Genomic DNA, 17,948 nt, shown 5'->3' with positions numbered 1-17,948 from the left:
CCTGGCGCTCCAACGCCGTCGCCCCGACCCTGAAGTACGTCGCCTTCGGCGGCACACAGGTCTCCTGCGGCGGCTGGTTCGGGAAGATCTCCGACATCGCCGCCTCCCCGCTGCTGGTCAACGCCGACATCTTCGGCGACGGCCAGGGCAACTGGGGCAGCCAGGACTCCATGCAGGTCTCCGTGAAGGTCACCGACAACCACGGCAACCAGTACGTGTCGCCGGGAACGACGGTGATGACCAAGGGCCTGAACCCCCCAGTCGCGCAGAACTGGACGTCGCCCGACCTCGCGTCGGGCCGCGGCTGGATGCGGGCCGACGGCAGCACGATCACAGTACAGGTCAGCTCGACCAACCTGATCAACCAGACGGCCTGGTCGAACTCGTGCAACTGGACCAACGACGCGATCTCCCCCGGCGTCCCGACGCTCACCTCGTGGGACTATCCGCGTGACGACTGGGGCCCGGATCTGGCGCACGGCGGCGGGTTCCACCTCAAGCCGGGCAACCCGGCCGGCAACCAGACTTGCTACCACATCGTCGCCGACGGCCAGGACGGCGTGCCCGGCATGACCTGGGACCAGTGCCCGAGCACGGCCTGGGGCGCGGAGACCGGCTTCGCCTTCAACTGCCCCGGGTGCTCCTTCAATCCGTTCAAGACATCCGGCATGCACCGGCTCACCGCTCAGGGGATCTCGCAGGCCGGCAACCAGAGCTCCGGCAACAGGTCGACCATCACAGCCCCCTACTACTTCTTCCTGTCGCCCAACGCGATCCAGGTCGACACGGCCACGAACCTGTCGCCGGGAACGGTCAACAGCACCGGCAAGACCGTGAGCACGAGCCAGGTGATCACTGACGCCGACACCGGCACGCAGTACACCCACGCGATGCTGTGGGGCGCGGAGAACGGCGCGCAGCTGACGTTCCTGGACAAGGTCGGCGGCCCGGACGGCAGCAAGGTCCCACCGGGGAGCGGCTACTTCGCCGTCGAGGGCACCATGACAAAGTCCTACGACTACGGCCAGGTCAAGCTGTCAATCATCCCCGTCCTGGATGCGAGCGGCCACACCCCGACCGACGTGACCCCGCAGAACCTGGTCCGCACCTTCGACGCCTACCGGTCGGGCTGCTGCTCGGCGACCGCCTTCGACTTCGGCGGCGCGAACTTGACCCAGGGCTACACTTACAAGATCGTGTTCACCGCCAGCGGCGCCAACCAGGCCGCCACCTCGCCGTTCTACAACATGGCGGTGGACGAGATCCGGCTGATCCCGCTGCACTACACCTACGACAACCTCGCAGCCTCGTTCAACAACGTCGGCATCACCACCGACGACAACGTGGCCGCCGGACCGCAGGCGCTGGACTCCGACGCCTCCACCTTCGACGCCGCCTCGCTGGCCGCCGCCGGCTACGGCCGCAACGCCACGGTCACCGTGGCCGGCGTGCCGTACACCCTGCCGGACAAGGACCCGAACACCGTCGACAACACCGTCGCCCAGGGCCAGACTATCAAACTGGGCAATGCCAAGGGCTCGGCGGTCGGCCTGCTGCTGGCCTCCACCATGGGTGCCTCCCCGACCATCACCGGCAAGATCACCTACAGCGGGATCTGCAACAACGCGGACCATCAGGACTACACCCTGGCCCCGGTCCCGGACTGGGGCGAGCCTGCGGCGGCCGCCGGTAACACCGCCGCCGTCTCGGGACTGCGCGGCTATCGCAACGGTGCGGGTCGCGGCAACCGGCTGTACACGCTGACCATCCCGGTCGCCTGCCCGAACGTGCCGCTGGCCTCGATCGACCTGCCGGCGGTCAGCCCCGCCGTGTTAACCCGTACTGAGTCGCTGCACGTGTTCTCCATCGGCGTGCGCCCCTCGACCCAGGGTTTGCCGTGGGTCTCCTCCTGGGCCACCTCGCTGGACACCACAGCGACCGCCGGCGGCGGCACCGTGCGCATGCCGGTCCACGCCACCCTGGGCGGGACCACGGCGCGGGTGCGTCTGGACAACCCCTACGCCACCGCCCCGGTCACCATCAACGCGGCCAGCATCGCCGTCCAGTCCTCCGGGGCCGCGGCCACCGCGAACCCGGTGCCCCTGAAGTTCGGCGGCCAGGCCTCGGTGACCATCCCGGCCGGCGGCCAGGTCTACACCGACACCGCGGTCCTGACCGTCAACCCCGGCGTGACCCTGCTGGTCAGCCTTAACCTGCCGACCTCAGGCAGCTACGGCGCCCACGCCAAGACCCCGGCCACTGTCTGGACCGCGAGCGGCGACGCCACCGGCGCCACCGCCGCGACCGGCTTCGCAGCCGGCGCCTCCGGCTGGGTACTCGTGGACGACGTCGAGGTCACGCCGTCGGTCAGCAGCTTCCAGATGGGCACGATCGCAGTGCTCGGCGACCAGATCGCCAACGGCGACGCCCTGGTCGCCGATGGCAGGCGACTGAGCGACTACCTCGCCGACAACCTGGCCGACGCCGCCGGCGTCGCCAACCTCAGCATCACCGGCAACCGGCTGCTGGCCGATCGCGACCCCGGTGCCGGTGCCCTGTCCGCCCTGAACCGGCTCGACCGCGACGTCTGCTCGCTGCCGAACCTGTCCACCGTCCTGATCGAGGTCGGCGACAACGACCTGAGCGCCGGCGCCAAGGACGCCGACCTGTCCGGCCCCGGCGGGCTGGTCGCCCTGGTCAATGCCGTCAAGAAGTGCGGCGCCACGCCGGTCGTCGTCCCGGTTACCCCGTTCAACGGCTCCTCGACCTGGAACGCCGCCGGCGAACCGGGGTACTGGAACAACCTCCGGTCCTGGAGCACCACCAGCAACCTGGCGCAGGCACTCGTCGCCGACGGCGGCGCGGCCAGCGTCCTGTCCGCCGGCGGCGACGCGACCAAGCTCAACCCGGCCTACGCCGCCGCCGACCAGATCAACCTCAACGACGCCGGCACCAAGAAGCTCGCCGACACCGTCGCCACCACCGCCAAGTGGGCTTCGACACCCGACGGCATCAGCGACCGGTTCCAGCTGGCAGGAGACGCCAACGACTCGGTCGACTTCACCTACAACGGTGTCGCCGACAACGTCGCCTACGTGGCCAACGACCGCGGGAGCCTGACAGCGGCGCACTTCAACGGCGCGAACTCCTCGGTCACCATCCCGGACCCCGGCGGCTTCTCGACCAGCGGGCCGGTCGAGGTCACCAACAGCTACACGGTCTCGGCCTGGGTCAAGCTGACGAACGGCGCCAACACCGGGGGTAGCCAGACGATCATCGCCCAGAACGGTGCGAACGAACGAGGCTTCATCCTCGGCTACGACGACGGCACCAAGACGTGGAAGTTCGACGTGCAGAAGACCGACGGGGCGACATACACCCCGGTCTCGGTCAAGAGCGCGCCGCTGAACGGCACCCAGTACAGCGGCTGGACCCACCTGGCCGGTGTCTACGACGCCAGCGTCCACAAGGTGTATCTGTACGTCAACGGCACACTGGCGGGCAGCACCGACGCCACAGCCGGCGACAGCTTCACCGGATCGATGGTGATCGGCGGACGCGCGATGTGGCAGACCACCCCCACCGACTATCTGAACGGTGACATCAGCGACGTCGTCCTCTACACCGGCAAGGCGCTGGACATCACCAGCGTGCAGCACCTGTACCTGGCCACCGTGCAGGCGGGCGCCGCCCCGCCGATCACCGCGCTCCCCGGTGCCGCCGGCCAGTGGAAGCTCAACGACGGCTCTGGGACCGCGGCCGCAGACTCCGGCTCCGGCACGCGGCCCGCGACGTTGTCGCAGGGGGCGACGTGGGCCGCCGACGGCGCGGTGAACCTGGACAGCAACAACACGGGCGTTCTGACGACCGCGGGCCCGGTGGTCGACACCGCCGGCAGCTACTCGGTGTCGGCGTGGGTGAAGCTGACCGATACCAAGTACTGGCACCAGATCATGTCGCAGGACGGCATCAACGCCTCCGGGTTCAACCTGCTCTATGACTCGTCACTGGGGAGCTGGGCGTTCTACATGGCCAACGCCGACATGGCGAACCCGAACTCGTACCCCGGGGCCACCTCGTCGATCAAGCCGTCGATCGGGGTGTGGACCCACCTGACCGGCACCTACGACAAGACCACCGGCAAGGTCGGCATCTACGTCAACGGGAAGCTGGCCGGCACCGGCGTCAACACCACCCCGTGGAGCGCCACCGGCCCGCTGCGCATCGGCGCCGCCAAGTCCGCGGGCTCGGTCGGCGGATACTTCCCGGGTGAGATCGCCGACGCACGGGCGTACAGCCAGGCGCTGAGCGACAACCAGATCGCCTGGCTCGCGCAGAACACCGGGTTCACGCCGGCAGCCATGCGCGGTCCGATCTACAACAGCATGCTCAACGCCAAGTGCGTCGACGACTACGCCGGCAGCCAGGCCAACGGCGCCGGTGTGGTGTCCTGGGATTGCGGGGGCAACAACGGGCACCAGGACTGGACCATGACGGCGAACAACACCGTCGCCCTGACCACCGCCAACAGCCCGAAGTGCCTGGACATCACCGGCGGCCCCGGTGCCACCGGCAACGGCACCCTGGTACAGCTGTGGGACTGCAACGGCTGGGCCAACCAGACCTGGGTCGCCCAGTCCGACGCCAACGGCCGGGTCCACCTGGTCAACCCCAACTCGGGGCGCTGCCTGGACGACCCCAGCTCCTCGATGACCAACGGCACCCAGCTCCAGATCTGGGACTGCAACAACAGCAGCGCCCAGTCCTGGACCACCCCCGCGGCGGCCAACCTGGTCACCGCCGGCGTGACCGCCTGGGCCTCGACTTCCACGACCGGCTGGGAGCCGAAGTACGTCGTCGACGGGGTCTTCCGCGGCACGAGCACGGTGCCGGGCTACGCGAGCGCCATGGACGCGTCGGCGAACACCGACGAGTGGTTCGAGATCGACCTGCTCGCCGTCCACAAGGTGAACCAGGTCGACCTGTTCCCGCGGAACGAGGCGGCCAACGTCGTCGGCGTCTGCTTCCCGGTCGACTTCACCATCCAGGTGAGTACCGACGGGAACACCTGGACCACGGTCACGGCCAAGAGCGGCTACGCCAAGCCGGGCGACGCTCCGCAGTCGTTCCGGTTCAACCAGGTCAACGCTCGCTACATCAAGGTCGACGCCACCAGCCTCGGCATCGACCAGAACAACAACCACTACCTGGAAATGCGTCAGATCGCCGCGTACGGAGTCTGACGCCGATCGGCTGACCACCTGATCGACCGAGAAGGGAGCCGAGGGCCCCGCCGGATATCCGATGCTGTCGGCGAATTCGGTTCGGGGCTGTGACGTTGCTTCCCGCGACACTTTGTAGTCGCGGGAAGCTTCGTTGTCGGGAGCGGTCGCATCGACATCCCGCCGAACCCCATTAGGCAACAGGATCACGTGGCTGACCCGAAACCGGGTGCTGACTCCAGCCCCGATCCTGGCGACCGACTTCTTTACGGTGGATCTGCTCGACGGCACCACTGCCTACGTCCTGACGATGATCGAGCACGCCACCCGGCGAATCCGGGTGCTCGGCGCCACCGCTCACCCGACCGCCGCCTGGACCATCCAAATGGCCCGCAACGCGGCGATGGACCTCGAAGACCACGCGGACAGGTTCAAGTTCCTCCTCCGAGACCATGGTTCCCAGTTCACCGCCTCCTTCGATGCCGTGTTCCAAGCCGCCGGCATCGAGATCATCACCACTGCGGTCCGCGCGCCGGTCATGAACGCGATCGCCGAACGCTGGCACAGGTCCGTGCGGGCCGAGCTTCTGGACCGGACCCTCGTGTGGAACCTCGAACACCTGCGCCGTGTGCTGACCGAATATGAGTCGTTCTACAACGAACACCGACCCCACCGGGCCCTTGGCCAGGCTGCGCCGCTCAAGCCGCTTCCGGACAACGTCGTCGACCTCGACCACTTCCGCGTGACCCGCCGCGACCGGCTGGGCGGCATCCTCCAGGAATACCACCTGATCGCCTGACCTGCATGGACGGACTTCTCGGCACCCTCAGGTTCCGACGACGGTGTGGCCGGCGCCTAGGGCGGCGGTGGAGAAGGCGCGGCCCAGGCCGCTGCTGATGCTGGTGATGACGACTCAGGTCGTGGCTGTCATGCCTGGTTCTCCTTGTACAGGACGAGGTGCTCGTGGAAGAGCACGCCGTCGCGGATGTCGCCGGTGGCGGTGAAGCCGGTGTCGTCGACGTATTCGAGGTGGCTGCCGGACACCGTGTAGCGGCCGGTATAGGCGCTGGACCGGGCGCCGCGAGCTTCGTCGTAACGGCCGTCGGGCAGCAGTTCCTGGCGGATGTGCCCGTCCGCGGTCACCCACATCCCGACCACGTCCACGTCCACGTCACTGATCCCTCGCCCGGCCGCCTCCTGCGGCGGGCTCGACTGGTTTCTCACCATGCGCTCCTTCTCGTCTCGCTGCGCTGGTCACCAGTCTGTGCGGCCCGGGGGAAGACAGCCAGGACGAGTCGTGCCCGGGTACGGCGCACCCAGGCACGCCAGCTGGGGGCGGCTTAGCCTGAAGGGGTGACCAGCAACGATCTCGGAGATTTCCTGCGCGCCCACCGCGCCCGCCTACGCCCCGACGACGTCGGTCTCGCCTCCTACGGCGCCCGGCGGGTTGCGGGGCTGCGGCGGGAGGAGGTCGCCGTACTGGCCGGCATGAACAGCGACTACTACGCCCGCCTGGAACAGGGCCGCGAGCGCAGCCCCTCCCCGCAGATCCTGGAGTCCATCAGCAGTGCCCTGCGGATGGACGACGAAGCGCGGGAGCACATGTTCCGGCTGGCAGGTACCACACCGGATGGTGAGCGGCCGCAGCCGCGAGAGAGTGTGACTCCTGCGCTGCGCCAGTTGCTGGACGGATACTCGAGCGCTGCGGCGCTCGTCCTGAATCCGGCCAACGACTTCCTGGCGTCGAACGCGCTGGCCGACGCCCTATTCTCGCCGTTCGAGGACATGGACAACATGGCCCGCATGACGTTCCTCGACCCGGCCGCCCGCAGCTTTTTCACGCAGTGGGGGCGGGCAGCCGAGGCCGTTGTGGCCGGACTACGTCACGCCACGGGCCTGGACCCGCACTATCGGCGCCTGCACGACCTCGTTGAATCTCTGACCGAGGAGAGTGAGGAGTTCGCCGCCCTGTGGTCCTCGCACACCGTTCACGGCAAGTCCCGCGACAGCAAGGAACTCCTCCACCCCGACGTCGGACACCTCGACCTCACCTACCAGACCTTCGACGTCCGCGGAGCGCCGGGCCAGCAGTTGGTGGTCTACCACGCCGCACCGGGAAGCCCGAGCGCCCAGGCGCTCTGCCTGCTTGGCAGCCTCCACGCTACCCGCCACCAGGAGAGCGCCTCGGAGCAGTAACCCCCGGGGCAGAGTCTCGAACGTGTTAGCCCATCGCACACCCACGGTGCGATGGGCTAACACGTACAGAGCCGCGGTTTCTCGGGGTGCTGGTGGCGCAGGGCCGGCGGCGTCAGGACGGCGCCCAGGACGAGCCCGGCGGAGGCGCCGTCTTCGGAGCGAAGGGGCGGTGCTCAGGCAGCAGGGGTGTTCAGGACGTACTGGCGGGAGGCGTGGACCTCGGCGCGCAGGGTGGGCAAGTCGACGCCAAGGACCTGGCCGTTCCACTTGCGGGGCTGCCCGTTGATGAGGACGGCGCTGATGTTGCGAGCGTCGGAGCCGAGCACGATGGTGCCCACCGCGTCGTTGAGCGGCATGTTGTTGAGGTCCTCGGCCTGAATGACCAGCAGGTCGGCCTTCTTGCCCGGGGTGAGTGAGCCGGTGACGCCGGTCAGGCCGTTGGTACGGGCGCCCTGGAGGGTGGCGAAGTCCAGGACGTCGTGGGTGGTGATCCGCTCCGGCTGTTGCTCGGTGCCGTGGACGGCGTTGACCGCGCGCATCCGCTGGATGGCGTGCAGGGCCCGCATCTGCGTGAACATGTCGCTGACCAGCGCCACCTCCACGTCGATACTCAACCCTGGGCGCACACCGACGGCCAGGGCCTCGTCGATGGCGGGGATCGCGGTCTCCAGCCCGATCTGGGCGTCCGAGGTCGGGGCCAGGGCGATGGTCGTGCCGCTGTCCCCGATCGCCGTCCACGCCTGGCCGGTGAGGCCGGTGGCGTGGATGAGGGTGAGGTCCGGGCCGAGGATGCCGTCCTTGGCCCAGTTCAGGATGGCCGTGGACGAGAATGTGCCGAAGACGGCGTCGACGCTCACCCCGATGCCGAGGTCCTTAGCGGTGCGGGCGAGTTCGGGGCCGTAGGCGAGGGCGGGCCCGGCGATCTCGTCGGTGGCCAGAGCGGCCAGGCGCAGGGTCAGCAACTGGTCGTCGCCGGCGAAGTACGTGTCCTTGAGGCGGGCCAGGTCGCCGGGCCACTGCTTGTCCCAGTCCCCGAAATGCGGGCCCATGGAGGCGTGCACCCCGCGGATGCCGGTGTCGATGAGAGCTTGGATGGCGGCGTCGGAGTGCTCGGGGGTGCGGGAGTTGTGGGAGAAGTCGAGCATGGTCGTGATGCCGCTGTCGATCGCCGTCAGCGCGGCCAGCTTGGTCCCGACATACATGTCGTGGGGCCGGTAGACAGTGGCGTAGCCGGCGAGGGTCGACATCACATAGGCACCGAGGTCGTCGACGTCCGGCATGATCCGGCGAAGCTGCGTCTCCCAGGCATGCCGGTGGGTGTCGACGAAGCCCGGCGTCAGGATGGTGCCCGAAGCGTCGACGACCACCGCACCCGCCCGGTCCAGGCCGGTACCGATCGCGGTGATCGTGTCGCCCTCGACGAGCAGGTCGGCGCCGTGCAGGACACCGAGGTCGGCGTCCATGGTGACGATGGTCGCCCCGGCGAACAGGATGCGCCGCTGCGGGTCGGTGGACTGGCGCTGAAGCTGTTCGAGCACGGCCAGGCTGGTGGTGTCGGAGGAAGACAAAGGGGAGGTCCTGTTCATCAGGCCGGGGCGGGGCCGGTGCCGGGTGGGTGATGCCACCAGCCTCGGCCCATCCGGCAACGGCAACCAGGCCGCCGTTTGCCCGGGTACGGCGTACCCAGGCTCACCATCGCCCTGCGACACCACGACGCGCAGGAACCGGTCGCTGCTGTCGCACGGCACCTCGGCGCCGGCCACTCCACACCTCATCTCTACGGCGAAGCCGCAGTCACCGACCCACCACATGTTGCCGACCACTATGAGGTCTTTCGGTTTCCACCTGGAGACGACCTTGCTTACCTTTTCAGTCGCGTTACGAGCGGTTTCGACCGCCTCCTAAACTTCTCGCCTGAGGGTGCCGATTATTGCTGCGAGCTGGGATGATGCCGTGTCGTGGGGCTGAAGCTGGTCTATCTGGTCGTGACTCGGGTGTTCGCGTGGCTGTGGCTGGCCAGGCGGGATTCGGCGGCGAAAGAGGCCGAGATTTTGATGCTGCGTCATCAGCTCGCTGTCGCACAGCGCCGTGATCCGCGCGTCGCGCGGAAGCTGACCTGGACCGATCGGGCATGGTTGGTGTTGCTTGCGAGGTTGTTGCCCACTGATCGTGCACCGCGGCTCCGGCTGATCGTTACGCCGGCAACGCTGCTGTGTTGGCACCGGGACCTGCTGCGGCGGCGCTGGGCGAGGCGTTCGCGGCGACGTGCGGGCCGTCCGTCGACACATCGGAACATCAAGGCCCTGGTGCTGCGGATGGCGCGGGAGAATCCCGGTTGGGGCTATCGCAGGATCCACGGCGAGTTGGCCGGCCTGGGCATCAAGATCGCCGCCTCCACCGTGTGGGAGATCCTGAAGACCGCCGGTGTCGAGCCGGCCCCGACCCGGGATACCGGTCCGAGCTGGGCTGCGTTCCTTCGCTCGCAGGCCGAGGCGATCATCGCCTGCGACTTCGTGGTGGTCGACCTGCTGGACGGGTCCAAGGCGTACGTGCTGGCGGTGATCGAGCACGCGACCCGTCGGGTCCGGGTGCTTGGCGCCACCTTCCATCCCACGGCCGTCTGGGTCACCCAACAGGCCCGGAACCTGCTGATGGACCTGGATGACGCCGGAGCGAGGGTGAAGTACCTGATCCACGATCGGGACGCCTCGTTCGGTGCGGCGTTCGACGCGGTGTTCACTGCCGCCGGAATGGATGTGATCCGCACCGGCATACGGGCACCCCGCCAGAACGCGATCATGGAACGCTGGTTCCACAGCCTACGCGCGGAGCTGACGGATCGGACGCTCATCCGGAACCTGGAGCATCTGCTGCAGCTGCTGCATGAGTACGAGGACCACTACAACGGGCACCGCCCGCACCGATCCCTCGACCAGGCCGCGCCGATGCGTCCGCGGCCGGACAACGTGGTCGATCTCGAGGAGTTCCGGGTCAGACGGCGTGATCGCGCCGGAGGGCTGCTCCACGAATATCAGCAGGTCGCATAGGTTATCGGCACCCTCAAGAAGTCCGAACGCTCGTCACCTGGGAGGATCACACGCGGGACGAACGTTCAATCGAGCGACATGCGCCAGCACGATGCGGAGCGGGTTGTCACCACACGGACTTCGTACGGCCGTCATCACACCGTCATCACACGCCACCGACTCAACGACTTTAGGCCTCGACTCGAGTCGAGTCATCAACCCCGGAAAACACAAAATCCCAGGTCATCGACCTGGGGTTAGCGTTTTCACGAGTGCGCACGAAGGGATTCGAACCCCTAACCTTCTGATCCAGTAGTCAGGGCTCTTATACAAAGTTTCTTATTGATTGTTGGCGTACAAGCACGTCCCGTGCCGTTTCGTTCGAGTCGACTCGACTCGTAGCCGTCGTTTCGTGCCGCCTGATGCCGACAGTGAGGTGATCTCAGCAGCGGATTCCGGCCTGTCGGTGCAGAGGGGATGATACGGTATAAGGGTTCTGACCAAAGAAGATCCTTAGCCGAGGGACCCGCGTGCGGACCTATCCAACCATGCTTGACGTGCCCCGAGAACTGATCGCCTACCTGGCAGTACTGCTGCAAACGGAGCGCCGGCGCCGCGGCACCCGGCGAGGGGCCCGGCTCCTTACCCCGTTCCGGCAGGCCGTGTTCCTGCTGGCCTGGTTCCGTGACGGTGGCGACGTCGAACGCCTGGGCGCGGCGTTCGGGTTGTCCCGAGCCACCGCCTACCGCTACCGCGACGAGGGCATATCCGTGCTGGCCGAACAGGCCCCGGACCTGGTCGAGGTAATGGCCGCCGCCGTCGCCGACGGACTGCCGTTCCTGATCCTGGACGGCAAGCTGGTCGCGATCGACCGGCTGTCCGAATCCAAGACGTCCGTCAAAGGCAAGGTCATCGATGCTTGGTACTCCGGCAAGAGCCACGACTTCCGCGGCGGGATCCAGGCCCTGATCCGCCCCGACGGAATCCCGCTGTGGACGTCGGAGGTGACACCGGGGTCCGTCCACGACATCACCGCCGCTCGCGAACACGTCCTCGGTATCGTGCAGCATTTCCTGGCCGACCTCCCGATCCTGGCCGATACCGGCTATCAAGGAGCTGGCCAGGGCGTTTGGATCCCGGTCCCGCAGCCGAAAGACGGCACCGAACTCTCTGTGGACATCCGCGCCTACAACCGGTTGCTGCGTGGACTGCGATTCCAGGGAGAACGCGGCTTCGCCCTGATGACCGGCCGCTGGAAGGTACTTCGACATGTCACCATGAGCCCGCGCGCCATCACCGAGCTGGCCCGATGCGTGCTCGTCCTGATCCAGTTCGAACACAAGATGATCAAGTAATTCTTGTTGAGATCACGTCAGTGAACGCGACGCCCGCTCTCACACCGCTCTCACAGCCCGAACGTTGGTCCAGTTGGTCGAACCGGCTCGGCCGGCTGCCCGGTCAGTGCTCACGTCGCGTCCCCCATGTACGTCTGCGTTGGCAGGATGCTACAACGCCAGTCCCTGAAGAAGCCTCCCCAGACCGGCAACCTTTTCGGCCTCCCAGACCACTGGGTGTGGTCCGGGCAGATTCAGCGACTGAAAGGGAGACGAAGAGTGATGGTTCGTAGCCGTCGGTTATTCGCGCATCGAGGTGTTTGGGCGGCTGTCGTTGTAACCGTCGTCATAGCTGTCGGTATGGCGGTCATGACCACAAAGTCTCCAAGGCCGACCGAGGTGACGGCGGCCAGTGCCGCGACTGAGACGCCGTCGACCACCGACGGCACCTCATCCCCACCGGGAACGTCGGGAACGTCGGCAGTACCGGGCACACCCACGGCGACGCCGGGCAGCGTTTCCCCAACCCAGGCTCCGAGCGGCACGACGCGCACGTCGTCGTCGGCGCCTCCTGCGACCGGTGGCAGCGGCTCCACGACACGTTCCATTCCGACCACGGCCGCCACCACGACGACGACCACGACCAAGGCCGGGGGAGGCCCCACCTGTTCGCTTCCGTCGTCGTATCACTGGTCGTCGACGGGTCCGCTGGCGCAGCCGGCCAATGGGTGGCTGGCGTTGAAGGACTTCACGAACGTCGTCTACAACGGCAAGCACATCGTCTACGGCTCGACCGTCGTCAACCAGTCCGGGGCATACGGCTCGACGGGCTTCGCCCCGTTCACGAACTGGTCGGACATGGGCTCGACCCAGCAGATCGGGATGAACTCGGGCACAGTCGCCCCGACGCTGTTCTACTTCGCGCCCAAGAACATCTGGGTACTGGCGTCCCAGTGGGGCCAGTGGCCCTTCTTCTACCGCACCTCGTCCGACCCCACCAACCCCAACAGCTGGTCCGCCCCGCAAGCGCTGTTCACCGGCAGCGTCCCGGGCGCCGCGCCGATCGACCAGACCCTGATCGCCGACGGCCAGAACATCTACCTGTTCTTCGCCGCCGACAACGGCAGCATCTACCGCGCCAGCATGCCGATCGGGAACTTCCCCGGCAGCTTCGGCTCCTCCTACATCACCGTCATGACCGATTCCCGGGCCAACCTCTTCGAGGCCCCGGAGGTCTACAAGGTCCATGGTCAGAACCAGTACCTGATGATCGTCGAGGCGATGGGCGTGAACGGACGCTACTTCCGCTCCTTCACCGCCTCCAGCCTCAGCGGCTCCTGGACCCCGCAGGCCGCCAGCGAGAGCAACCCCTTCGCCGGCAAGGCCAACAGCGGCGCCACCTGGACCAACAGCATCAGCCACGGCGACCTGGTCCGCAACAACCCCGACCAGACCAAGACCATCGACCCCTGCAACCTGCAACTCCTCTACCAGGGCATGTCCCCCAGCACACCCGCGGGCACCGACTACAACCTGCTGCCATGGCGGCCGGGTGTCCTGACGCTGCAGCGAGGCACGCGATGAAGCGCGGCCGCATCCGGCTGCTCGCCGCCCGTGCATGCGCCGCAGCCGTCGCGACCCTGTCCCTGTTCAACATCGCCCACGCGGACACGACCATCACCACGAGCAAGACCGGTACCAGCGACGGATACTTCTATTCGTTCTGGACCGAGGGCAGCGGATCAGCGTCCATGACGCTCGGTTCGGGCGGCAACTACGCCACGAACTGGAGCAACGCCGGCAACTTCGTCGCGGGCTACGGCTGGAACACCGGCGACCGCAAGAGCGTGACCTACTCGGGCAGTTTCAACCCATCCGGCAACGCGTACCTGTCCCTCTACGGCTGGACGACCATCGCACTGGTCGAGTACTACATCGTCGACAACTACGGCAGCTACCGGCCCACCGGGACATATAAGGGCACGATCACCAGCGACGGCGGCACCTACGACATCTACGAGACGACGCGCTACAACGCGCCGTCGATTCAGGGCACTGCCACGTTCAACCAGTACTGGAGCGTCCGCCAGTCCCGGCGGACCGGCGGCACCATCACGACCGGCAACCACTTCGACGCCTGGGCCGGCCACGGCATGAACATGGGCCAGTTCAACTACATGATCCTGGCCACCGAGGGCTATCAGAGCAGCGGCAACTCCAACATCACCCTGAACGGCTCCACCCTCCCGCCGGGTCCGGCCCCGACGACGGCGGCCTCGGCCTCGCTTCCCGCCAAGCCGCCGTCGAGCACCTCGGCCCCGTCTTCGATCAAGCCGTCGTCGAGTGCTTCGCTTCCCTCCAAGTCCCCGTCGAGTGCCCCGTCTCCCACCAAGTCCCCGTCGAGCACCCCGTCCACTACCGGGACGCCGAGCACCACCCCCTCGGCCACCCCGGCCGCCTCGACCAGTGGCGCCTCATCGAGCACTGATCCACCTGGCACCTCCGCGACCGCGTCGTCGATCTCGCCGGCGCCGATGGGTGTTGCCGAACCACGATCGCCGCACTCACTTTCACCATGGTGGTCACTGCTGTTCCTGCCGCTGCTACCCGCCGCTCTGTGGTTTGTCAGGCATCGACGACGCCTGGTCGCGAGCGAGGGCTTCACAACGCGCCGGTGACCCATCCGAGATTCCTCGATCCGTGCGGCAACCTTTCCCCATCGGTCAGACCACTGGGGAGTCGCACCAGTCGATCCGCTGCTGAAGGAGAACCCTCCGTGCCACCCAACAACTCGATGACCACTCGGCCGCCGACCGGGGGCGGCCGCCGCCTGCGCCGCCGCGCGATATCCGGAGTGGTCGCGACACTCGCCGCCGCGACCGTCCTAGGCGCCGGCGGCGCGGTGAACGCCACCGCGGACGCGGCGCCAGCCGTCACGGTGACCGTGGACGCCGGCGCTTCCCTGGGCACCGTGCCCGACACCGGACTCGGCCTCAACACGGGCTTCGGCGACGGGAATATGGGGGACGCCACGGTGTCGTCGCTGATGAAGGCCGCGGGAGTTCGGCAGCTGCGCTATCCCGGCGGCTCCGGCGCGGACTTCTTCCACTGGAAGCCCGGCAGCGGGACCGCGCCCGCCACCGACTTCGACCACTTCATGGCCACCGCGAAGACGGTCGGCGCCCAGCCGATCCTGACCGCGAACTACGGTTCCGGCACCCCTCAGGAGGCCGCCGAGTGGGTCAAGTACGCCAACGTCGACAAAGGTTACGGCGTGAAGTACTGGGAGATCGGCAACGAGGTCTACGGCAACGGGCACTACGGCGACGGCAAAGGCTGGGAGCAGGACGATCACGCCGACAAGAGCCCGACGGCGTACGCCACGAACCTGGTCGCCTATTCCAAGGCGATGAAGGCGGTGGACCCGACGGTCAAGATCGGGGCGGTGCTCACCACCCCCGGCGGCTGGCCGGATACGGTGAAGGCTCCCGGTGACAGCGCCGACTGGAACCACACGGTGCTGTCCATCGCGGGGAACTCGATCGACTTCGTCATCGTCCACTGGTACCCCGGCGGCAGTACCACCGCCGACTTGCTGAACACGCCCGGCAAGATCGGGTCCGCCACTGCCACCCTGCGCTCGCTGATCGCCACCTACGCGGGCTCGCACGCCGCTTCGGTGGAGATCGCGGTCACCGAGACCGACGCCGTCGGCTCGCCCGCCTTGACCAGCCAGGCCGCGGCCCTGTTCGCGCCGGACACGTATATGACCTGGTTCGAGCACGGCGCCGCCGACGTGGACTGGTGGAACCTGCACAACGGCACGGACCAGGCACCCACCACCGTCAACGGCCAGACCGACTACCAGGACGGGGGTGTGCTCTCCGTTGGAGGCTGCGTCGGGGGCAAGTGCCAACCGCCGCGCGAGACGCCCTACCCCACCTACTGGGGCATCCGCTCACTGACCGCACTGGCGCAGCCTGGTGACACCATCGTCAAGGCATCCTCGGGCAACCCGTCCGTTGCCGTGCACGCAGTGCGGAGCAGCAACGGCGGCCTGAACGTCATGCTGATCAACAAGGATCCCGCGAACCCCGTGACGGCGTCGCTGTCGTACGCCGGATACAAGCCCGCGCCGGGAGCGGTCACCACCGTCTCGTACCTCAAGGGCGGCACTGCCTTGACGACCGCGTCGGCCGGCACCGCAGCCTCGCAGACCTTGCCGCCGTACTCGATCACGACTCTCCAGCTGAAGCCGGCTGACGGCAAGACCACTGCGTCGACCACCGGGACCAGGACGACTTCTTCGGCTCCGGCGGCGGCGACCCCCACCAGCCTGCGGTCGTCCGGAGCGGCCGGGGCACCGGGCGCCAAGCCCACTCACGGGTCCGCACCTGCTTCCCAGACGTCTGCCGCCGGAGGACCGCAAACCGATGGCACCACGGCCGCTACCACGCCGGTGGGCAACGCCGTCGCTCATGACGCGCCGGCCTCCGGCGCCTCGATCGGCCCGCTGGCACTCACCGGAGCGGGCAGTGTCGTCACCTATGGCATAGCCGCCATCATCGCCATCGCCGCAGGCAGCGTGCTGATGATGCGCCGTCGGAACGCCAAGGCCGTACACCGGGGGGTGAACCCGGAGGACTGCTGACCGCGTCGTCGCGAGCAGCTGAGCCCTCTCGTCCACTGGAGGTTTCGGCCCCAGTCGGAACGGGAGGGCTCAGGCATGCCCAGTCTCAGGTGTGCTCGGCCTCAGCTTGCCGTTTAAGGTCGGATCTTGATCAACGCTCTGGTGCTGGTTTTGGAACCAACCGCATCATCGCGACGACTGGCTGGACGCGGACCGGGGCGTCACCCGTTCGACTGGGCTGCGGCGACCGAGCAGCAGCTGGGAACTCGGCTTCCCGCTGACTATCCGCATTGCGAGTACTGGCGGCAGTGCCCACAAGCGAAGTCACCGCACGACCTGGCGACAGCGACCTTCGAAAGCGCCACCGCCCGCTGTATCCAAATGGACATCCCCGCCACGGACGAGCACCCCGCCCTGCTCCAGCGGTCGCTTCTGAACGAGTGACCTTCACCCTCAGCGCCTCACTGCTGTAGTGTCCGCCGGTTCTGCGCAAGCACCTCGCTGCTTCAATACAGGCGGGCTGACTGTTCGGCGGCTTCGGCACGGACCGCGTCCAGGAACTCTTGCGATCCGACTTCCGGCCAGTCGCCGTCCTCGTCATCGACTTCCTCGTCGACGAAGTCGGCGGCTTCCCCGACGTCCACACTGTCGGCACCAGTCTGGACGGCGCCGGTCTGGCTGAGCATCAGGCCCACCACATCCTCGACGCCTTCCAGATCCACCACTGCCAGGTCCTCGATAGCGACCACACCGGCGTCGGCGATACTCCCGGCTTCGAAGGACTCGTCGTCGATCTCCTGGCCGGCTTCGTACTCCCGATACAGCAGCGCGCAGCCGTAGATCCCGGACAGCAGGTCCTCCAACAGATCCAGCGCAGGGCGGGACGGATCCAGGGGTGTGGACCGCAACTGCTCCAGCAGCGCCTCCAACTCTGCGCCTGCCGAATACCTCGTCCGTGCAGGTCAACCGCATATTCAAGCTTGCTATGGAGGCTGTCGGCCTGGCATCGAATCTCGGGCTGTGGTCTCGGCAATGTCTCGGGCATGATGGCCGGTTGTGCTGCTGCGTCTGACCTGTCTCGCCGTGACCAACGCCTTCGCCGCGCTGCGGCTGCTGCCGATGAGCGACCGGGACAAGGACGCGGAGATCTTGGCCCTGCGCCATCAGTTCGCGGTCCTGCAGCGCCAACTCGGTCCAGCGCGGGCCAGTTTTGCCCCGGCTGACCGGGCCTTCCTCGCGGCGCTCCTGCAACCTCTCTCTCGTGCCTCGTTGCGCCGGCTGCATTTGATCGTCAGCCCGGACCCGGTGCTGCGATGGCACCGCGATCTGATGCGCCGGCGCCACGCGAAATCCTGTCGGCCCAAGCGAACTGGCCGCCCACGTACGGTTGCCTCGATCCGCCGGCTGGTGCTGCGCCTGGTCCGGGAGAACCCGAGTTGGGGTTATCGCCGCGTGCACGGCGAGCTGGCTACTCTGGGCATCAAGGTCGCTGCCTCGACCATTTGGGAGATCGTCAAGGACGAGGGCATCGACCCGGCAC

Annotated in this window: 13 protein-coding genes and 1 pseudogene; 10 read left to right on the top strand and 4 right to left on the bottom strand. The window is 67.4% G+C overall.

The genetic code is table 11. The features are described from left to right. Both JF597_RS47815 and JF597_RS47810 read left to right on the top strand, forming a co-directional pair. Positions 1 to 5,243: LamG-like jellyroll fold domain-containing protein (locus JF597_RS47815; RefSeq protein WP_294011787.1), on the top strand; the 5,243-nt coding region annotated here is incomplete at its 5' end. 250 nt (positions 5,244 to 5,493) lie between these two features. After that, positions 5,494 to 6,021: an integrase core domain-containing protein gene (locus JF597_RS47810; protein ID WP_294011785.1), complete on the top strand. Its 528-nt coding sequence runs from the start codon at positions 5,494 to 5,496 to the stop codon at positions 6,019 to 6,021. Positions 6,022 to 6,149: 128 nt separating this feature from the next. On the opposite strand, the gene JF597_RS47805 is transcribed toward JF597_RS47810, so the two are convergent. Beyond that, on the bottom strand, positions 6,150 to 6,371 hold the full coding sequence (locus JF597_RS47805) for an Atu4866 domain-containing protein (RefSeq protein WP_294011789.1): 222 nt from the start codon (positions 6,369 to 6,371) through the stop codon (positions 6,150 to 6,152). A gap of 204 nt (positions 6,372 to 6,575) precedes the next feature. On the opposite strand from JF597_RS47805, the gene JF597_RS47800 reads away from it, so the two are divergent. After that, positions 6,576 to 7,418, top strand: a complete 843-nt coding sequence (locus JF597_RS47800; RefSeq protein WP_294011783.1) for a helix-turn-helix transcriptional regulator — start codon at positions 6,576 to 6,578, stop codon at positions 7,416 to 7,418. Between the two features lie 173 nt (positions 7,419 to 7,591). Here JF597_RS47800 and JF597_RS47795 read toward each other — a convergent pair whose 3' ends face one another. Continuing rightward, positions 7,592 to 8,986 (bottom strand): amidohydrolase family protein, encoded by a 1,395-nt coding sequence (locus tag JF597_RS47795; protein WP_294011781.1) that lies wholly within the window; start codon positions 8,984 to 8,986, stop codon positions 7,592 to 7,594. 390 nt (positions 8,987 to 9,376) lie between these two features. Between JF597_RS47795 and JF597_RS47790 the strand changes: the two genes are divergently transcribed. Continuing rightward, the gene (locus JF597_RS47790) at positions 9,377 to 10,465 is read left to right on the top strand and encodes an integrase core domain-containing protein (protein WP_294011779.1); all 1,089 of its coding nucleotides are present in this window, start codon (positions 9,377 to 9,379) and stop codon (positions 10,463 to 10,465) included. 641 nt (positions 10,466 to 11,106) lie between these two features. Further along, on the top strand, positions 11,107 to 11,799 hold the full coding sequence (locus JF597_RS47785; RefSeq protein WP_294011777.1) for a transposase family protein: 693 nt from the start codon (positions 11,107 to 11,109) through the stop codon (positions 11,797 to 11,799). Between the two features lie 233 nt (positions 11,800 to 12,032). On the opposite strand, the gene JF597_RS47780 is transcribed toward JF597_RS47785, so the two are convergent. Further along, complete coding sequence (locus tag JF597_RS47780) at positions 12,033 to 12,419, bottom strand: hypothetical protein (RefSeq protein ID WP_294011791.1); 387 nt, start codon at positions 12,417 to 12,419, stop codon at positions 12,033 to 12,035. Between the two features lie 22 nt (positions 12,420 to 12,441). Here JF597_RS47780 and JF597_RS47775 point away from each other — a divergent pair. The 4 genes and pseudogenes from JF597_RS47775 to JF597_RS47760 form a co-directional block, all read left to right on the top strand. Further along, positions 12,442 to 13,362: pseudogene (locus JF597_RS47775) on the top strand (non-reducing end alpha-L-arabinofuranosidase family hydrolase); the annotation flags it as partial. Beyond that, the gene (locus JF597_RS47770; protein WP_294011775.1) at positions 13,359 to 14,456 is read left to right on the top strand and encodes a glycoside hydrolase family 11 protein; all 1,098 of its coding nucleotides are present in this window, start codon (positions 13,359 to 13,361) and stop codon (positions 14,454 to 14,456) included. The pseudogene JF597_RS47775 and the gene JF597_RS47770, both read left to right, overlap by 4 nt. Before the next feature lie 98 nt (positions 14,457 to 14,554). Beyond that, on the top strand, positions 14,555 to 16,429 hold the full coding sequence (locus JF597_RS47765) for a cellulose-binding protein (protein ID WP_294011773.1): 1,875 nt from the start codon (positions 14,555 to 14,557) through the stop codon (positions 16,427 to 16,429). Between the two features lie 126 nt (positions 16,430 to 16,555). Further along, complete coding sequence (locus JF597_RS47760; RefSeq protein WP_294011771.1) at positions 16,556 to 16,852, top strand: hypothetical protein; 297 nt, start codon at positions 16,556 to 16,558, stop codon at positions 16,850 to 16,852. A gap of 62 nt (positions 16,853 to 16,914) precedes the next feature. On the opposite strand, the gene JF597_RS47755 is transcribed toward JF597_RS47760, so the two are convergent. Beyond that, positions 16,915 to 17,337, bottom strand: coding sequence for a hypothetical protein (locus tag JF597_RS47755; protein ID WP_294011769.1), 423 nt, complete (start codon positions 17,335 to 17,337; stop codon positions 16,915 to 16,917). Positions 17,338 to 17,464: 127 nt separating this feature from the next. Here JF597_RS47755 and JF597_RS47750 point away from each other — a divergent pair. Next, positions 17,465 to 17,948: hypothetical protein (locus tag JF597_RS47750; RefSeq protein WP_294011767.1), on the top strand; the 484-nt coding region annotated here is incomplete at its 3' end.

The sequence above is a fragment of the Streptomyces sp. genome (genome assembly GCF_019510245.1).
Lineage (GTDB): Bacteria > Actinomycetota > Actinomycetes > Streptomycetales > Streptomycetaceae > Streptomyces.
The sequence above is the reverse complement of the archived record's forward strand: the minus strand, read 5'-3'. Positions and strand labels throughout refer to the sequence as shown.

What these genes read in the sequence shown, in the direction of transcription:
- JF597_RS47805 (WP_294011789.1), bottom strand. Translation starts at nt 6,371, where the DNA reads ATGTGGGTGACCGCGGACGGGCACATCCGCCAGGAACTGCTGCCCGAC.
- JF597_RS47770 (WP_294011775.1), top strand. Translation starts at nt 13,359, where the DNA reads ATGAAGCGCGGCCGCATCCGGCTGCTCGCCGCCCGTGCATGCGCCGCA.